The sequence below is a fragment of the Kitasatospora sp. NPDC059571 genome, from assembly GCF_042735675.1.
Classification (GTDB): Bacteria; Actinomycetota; Actinomycetes; order Streptomycetales; family Streptomycetaceae; genus Kitasatospora.
The window spans coordinates 1-4,882 of record NZ_JBHWBW010000547.1 but is presented as its reverse complement, the minus strand read 5'-3'; the positions used below and the strand labels follow the sequence as shown (position 1 = coordinate 4,882).

At 74.0% G+C, this 4,882-nt stretch carries 5 protein-coding genes and 5 tRNA genes; 7 read left to right on the top strand and 3 right to left on the bottom strand.

The window, feature by feature from the left end; all coding sequences use genetic code 11:
- The first annotated feature begins 153 nt into the window (after nt 1–153).
- Together ACFV0G_RS35215 and ACFV0G_RS35210 are read left to right on the top strand one after the other, a co-directional pair.
- A complete protein-coding gene (locus ACFV0G_RS35215; protein ID WP_380556751.1) occupies nt 154–729 on the top strand; it encodes a CGNR zinc finger domain-containing protein in 576 nt (191 codons plus the stop codon).
- A gap of 27 nt (nt 730–756) precedes the next feature.
- Nucleotides 757–1,254: a DsbA family protein gene (locus ACFV0G_RS35210; RefSeq protein ID WP_380556750.1), complete on the top strand. Its 498-nt coding sequence runs from the start codon at nt 757–759 to the stop codon at nt 1,252–1,254.
- A gap of 22 nt (nt 1,255–1,276) precedes the next feature.
- Here ACFV0G_RS35210 and ACFV0G_RS35205 read toward each other — a convergent pair whose 3' ends face one another.
- From ACFV0G_RS35205 to ACFV0G_RS35195, 3 genes are all read right to left on the bottom strand, one after another.
- Nucleotides 1,277–2,119: a GNAT family N-acetyltransferase gene (locus ACFV0G_RS35205; RefSeq protein ID WP_380556748.1), complete on the bottom strand. Its 843-nt coding sequence runs from the start codon at nt 2,117–2,119 to the stop codon at nt 1,277–1,279.
- Between the two features lie 89 nt (nt 2,120–2,208).
- A complete protein-coding gene (locus ACFV0G_RS35200) occupies nt 2,209–3,024 on the bottom strand; it encodes an aminotransferase class IV (protein ID WP_380556746.1) in 816 nt (271 codons plus the stop codon).
- An 18-nt stretch (nt 3,025–3,042) separates the two neighbouring features.
- A complete protein-coding gene (locus ACFV0G_RS35195) occupies nt 3,043–4,059 on the bottom strand; it encodes a chorismate-binding protein (protein WP_380556752.1) in 1,017 nt (338 codons plus the stop codon).
- 309 nt (nt 4,060–4,368) lie between these two features.
- Here ACFV0G_RS35195 and ACFV0G_RS35190 point away from each other — a divergent pair.
- From ACFV0G_RS35190 to ACFV0G_RS35170, 5 genes are all read left to right on the top strand, one after another.
- Nucleotides 4,369–4,441: transfer RNA gene (locus tag ACFV0G_RS35190), tRNA-Gly, on the top strand.
- A 39-nt stretch (nt 4,442–4,480) separates the two neighbouring features.
- Nucleotides 4,481–4,554, top strand: a tRNA-Cys gene (locus ACFV0G_RS35185).
- Between the two features lie 33 nt (nt 4,555–4,587).
- Nucleotides 4,588–4,659 (top strand) — tRNA-Val (locus ACFV0G_RS35180).
- A 28-nt stretch (nt 4,660–4,687) separates the two neighbouring features.
- Nucleotides 4,688–4,759, top strand: a tRNA-Val gene (locus ACFV0G_RS35175).
- Between the two features lie 28 nt (nt 4,760–4,787).
- Nucleotides 4,788–4,859: transfer RNA gene (locus ACFV0G_RS35170), tRNA-Val, on the top strand.
- Nucleotides 4,860–4,882 lie beyond the last annotated feature (23 nt).

Genomic DNA, 4,882 nt, shown 5'->3' with positions numbered 1-4,882 from the left:
GCGTCTGAGTTTTATACGTCACTGGCCACCCACCCCGGGGGTGGCCGGCCGTCCTGCCGGGCGTTTGCCGTGGGCTCCGGCGGCCCGTCCCGGTAGAGTCGCCGGTGACGACCGACGAGGGGCCGGTGCGCCCCCGCCGCGCGAGGAGCCCGTGTGCTGATCACCCATGACACCGAATGCGCGCTGAGCATTCTGGTGGAGCTGCTCAACACCGCCCCCCAGGCCTGCGGGGCGGAGCAGCTGCCGGACGTGCCGGCGCTCGACGCCTTCGTGGTGAGCCGGCAGATCAGCGAGGTCGACTCGCTCACCGCCGCCGACCTGGCCGCCGTGCACGCGCTGCGCGGCCGGCTGCGCGAGGTGTTCTCCGCGCAGTCCACCGACGAGGCCGCGGAGCAGGTCAACGCCGTGGTCGCGGCCGCCGGCACGACGCCCCGGCTGACCAACCACGACAACCACGGCTGGCACATCCACTACTTCGCCCCGCACGCCGCGATCGGCGACCACCTCGCGGCCGAGCTCGGCATGGCGCTGGCCTTCATCGTGATGGCCGGCGAGCGGGAGCGGCTGCGCAACTGCGAGGCGCCGGACTGCGCCCGGGTCTTCGTCGACCTCTCCCGCAACCGGTCGCGCCGCTACTGCGACAGCCGTACCTGCGGGAACCGGCTGCACGTCGCCGCCTACCGCGCCCGGCAGCGCTCGGCGGAGGCGGAGGCGGTGACGGCGGGCTGAGGGCCCCGCGGGTGGAAGACTGGGGGCATGACCGACGCCTCCCTCCCCCGCCTCGAGTTCTGGTGCGACCTCCAGTGCCCCGACTGCCGCACCGCCCTGGACGACGTCCGGGCCCTGCGCGCGCAGTACGGCGACGCCCTGCCGATCGAGCTGCGGCACTTCCCGCTGGAGAAGAACAAGCACGCGTACGCCGCGGCCCAGGCCGCCGAGGAGGCCACCGCCCAGGGCAGCGGCTGGGCGTACGCCGAGGCGCTGCTGGAGCGCACCGCCGACCTGGCGCGGGACGGCGAGAAGGTGCTGCTCGCCGTGGCGGACGGGCTCGGGCTGGACTCCGAGGAGATCGACACCGCGCTGATCGACGGGCGGCACACCCTGGTGGTGGACGCCGACCAGGCCGAGGGGCGGGCGATCGGCATCAAGGGCACCCCGACCTACGTGATCGCCGGCCGGCGGCTCGACGGCGGGCAGAGCCAGGAGGGGCTGCGCGAGCAGATCGTCGCGATCATCGAGGAGCACCGGGGCTAGCCGGCCCGGCTCGCGGAGCGGGTCACAGCAGCGGCTTGCCGAGGGTGCGCCGGGTGACCCGGTAGCCCAGCGACTCGTAGAGCGCGATGGCGACGCGGTTGCTGCTGAAGACGTTGAGCCCGAGGTCGTGGACGCCCGCGGCCAGGCACTCGCGCTCGGCGGCGAGCATCAGGGCGCGGCCGTGGCCCCGCCCGCGGTGTTCCTCGGCCACCTCGACCACCATCACCCAGGCCAGCGGCCGGCCGTCCGGCAGCAGGTCCTGATGTAGGTGGATCCAGAGGCTGCCGAGGACCTCGCCGTCCGCGCCGGCCAGCCGCCGCAGCGCCACCCCGGGGGTGTCCGGACCCTGCGGCAGCACCTGGCTGTGGTCGGCGTCCGCCTTGGCCCGCGCCTGCTCCTCGGTCAGCCCGGAGGCCCGCAGGTCGTGCAGGTAGCCGGCCTTCGCCGACGCCAGCCAGGCCGGGTACTCCTCCGCGCCGATCGGACGGACCGTCAGCCCCGGCGGCAGGGCGGGCGGCGGCCCGAGGTGCTTGGCCAGGTTGCTCATCCGCTCGCGGTAGCCGAGGGTGTGCGCGAGTGAGAGCGCCGCGTCGGCCCCGGCCGGCACCGTGACGTCCAGCCGGGTGCAGCCCCAGCCGCGCAGCACCTCCTCGGCGGCCAGCGCCCCGACCGTGGCCCGGCCGCGCCGGTGCCCCTCGCGGACCTCGAGTTCGGCGATCTCGCCCCACCACTGCCCGCCCCGGGGCAGGGCGGAGGTCCGCAGGCCGCCGACCGGGCGGCCGTTGACGCAGATCTGCCAGCGCCGGGTGCGGCCGCCGCCGGGCAGGGGCTCCTCGGCGCCCGCCGGGCGCAGGGTGGTGGTCATGTCCGCTCCCCTGCCCCGGCGGCGGGGCCGCTACGCATGGTCCGGCCGCGCGGGGCGCGGCCGGACGCGTCAGCGGGCCGTGGCGCCCGTCACGGGTCGAGGTCGTCGCCGCTGCGGGCGGCGAACTCCGCCATCGCCTTGAGGGTCACCGGGCCCGGGCCGGCCAGCTCCCGGTCGTCGATCCGGGTGACCGCCTGGACGTCGCGCAGGGTGGAGGTGAGGAAGACCTCCTCGGCGGCCAGCAGTGCGTCGAACGGGAGGTCGGCCTCCTCCGCGCCGGACCAGTCCACGACCAGCTGCCGGGTGATGCCGGCCAGGCAGCCGGACTCCAGCCGCGGGGTGAGCAGCCGGCCGTCGAGGACGACGAAGACGTTGGAGCCGGTGCCCTCGCAGAGGCGGCCGGCGGTGTTGGCGAAGAGCGCCTCGGAGGCGCCCACCCGGTGGGCCGCGGCGAGGGCGACCACGTTCTCGGCGTACGAGGTGGTCTTCAGGCCGGCGACCGCGCTGTGCTCGTTGCGGCGCCAGGCCACGGTGGCCACGGCGGTGGTGTCGGGGCGCGGCGCGGCGCTGCCCAGGGCGGCGACCAGGGTCGGGGCGCCGTCGCCGCGCTCGGAGCCGAGCGGCGAGGTGCCGCCGGTGTAGGTGAGGCGCAGGCGGCCGAGCGGCATCGGGTTGGCGGCGAGGACGGCCGCGCAGGCCGCGCGGACCTCGTCGTGGTCGGGGTCGGGCAGCCCGAGGCCGCGGGCCGAGCGGGTGAGCCGGTCCAGGTGGCGGGTGAGGGCGAAGGCCCGTCCGTCGACGGCCTTGACCGTCTCGAAGACGCCGTCGCCGACGGTGAGGCCGTGGTCGAGGACGGAGACGGCGGCCTCGCCGGCCGCCACGAGGGATCCGTTGACCCAGATCATCGAGGGCTTCTCCCGGAGCTAGTGGGTGGTGCTGCCCGACGCTATCGCGACCAGGCGGGCGGCCTTGAGCTCGGTCTCGTCCCATTCCCGCTCCGGGTCGGAGCCCCAGGTGATGCCGGCCCCGGTGCCGAACCGCAGCACCGGGCCGCCGGAGGTCCGGTCGATCCAGAAGGTGCGGATGCCGACGGCGAGTTCGGCCTCGCCGCGGTCGGCGTCCACCCAGCCGACCGCCCCGCAGTAGGGGCCGCGCGGCGCGGTCTCCAGGGCGTCGATGATCCGCAGCGCGCTGGACTTCGGCGCACCGGTGACCGAGCCGGGCGGGAAGGTGGCGGCGAGCAGCTCGGGCCAGCCGGCGTCCTCCCGCAGCGTGCCCTCCACGGTGGAGACCAGGTGGACCAGGCCGGGGTGCTTCTCCACGGCGCACAGGTCGGGGACGGTGACGCTGCCGGTCTCGCAGACCCGGCCGAGGTCGTTGCGGACCAGGTCGACGATCATCACGTTCTCGGCGTGGTCCTTCTCCAGCAGGTCGGCCTCGGTGCGGCCGGTGCCCTTGATCGGGCCGGAGGAGACGGTGCGGCCGGTGCGGCGCAGGTAGAGCTCGGGCGAGGCGGTGGCGATCTCGACGCCGTGCTCGGGGAGGCGGATCGTTCCTGCGTAGGGGGCCGGGTTGCCGTGGGCGAGGAGACCGGTGAGGGCGTCGACGTCGCTGCGCCCGGGGTCGGGCAGCGGCGCGGACAGCACCCGGCAGAGGTTGGCCTGGTAGACCTCGCCGGCCGCGATGTGCTCGCGGATCCGGCGGACGCCGGCGGTGTAGCCGGCCCGGTCGAGCGAGCTGTGCCAGCCGTCCCGGTCCGGGCCGAGCCAGCCGTGGACGGCCGGCGGGGCGGGCGCGGGGCGCACCTCGTCGAAGCGGGCGCAGGTCAGCCGGCCCTCGAAGTCGTACGCGACGGCCCAGAACCCGGCGGTGTCGAGGGCGGCCGGGTCCGCGGTGACCTCGCGCAGCCCGGTGGCGAGGCGGCCGCCGAAGCGGGCCATCGGCTGGTCGGGGCTGAGGGGGGAGGTGCGGCCGGACACGGTTCTCCTGCACTTCTCGGTGCTTCTGCGCGCGGGTGGGGCGCGGTTCACGGGGTGGGGCTCGGTGCCTGAAGTGTAGGTCGGCGGGCCCCGCAGGCCCTGTTCGGGCAGGGTGCGGAGGGCTGCGGCGGGGCTGACGGAGCACCACCTCCCGGCCACCCCCGCGCCACGCTGCGGGAACGGATTTTTAGCTGGCCCGGGAATCCGCTAGAGTTCAACACGTCGCCGGGACGCGGAACCGAGAGAAACGGGGAAGCGGCCGGGAGACAGGCGGACGTGGCTCAGTTGGTAGAGCATCACCTTGCCAAGGTGAGGGTCGCGAGTTCGAATCTCGTCGTCCGCTCGATGGAGAACAGGGTAAGATCGTTCTCCGAAGTTGCCTGGTGGAGTGGCCGAGAGGCGAGGCAACGGCCTGCAAAGCCGTGTACACGGGTTCAAATCCCGTCTCCACCTCCAAGAGGTGCCCCCGGTTCTCCGGGAGCCCTCCCCGCGCGATTAGCTCAGCGGGAGAGCACTACCTTGACACGGTAGGGGTCACTGGTTCAATCCCAGTATCGCGCACTCAAACCCTTCGGGGCTTGACATCCCAGCGCGATTAGCTCAGCGGGAGAGCACTACCTTGACACGGTAGGGGTCACTGGTTCAATCCCAGTATCGCGCACTCAAACCCTTCGGGGCTTGACATCCCAGCGCGATTAGCTCAGCGGGAGAGCACTACCTTGACACGGTAGGGGTCACTGGTTCAATCCCAGTATCGCGCACTCAAACCCTTCGGGGCTTGACA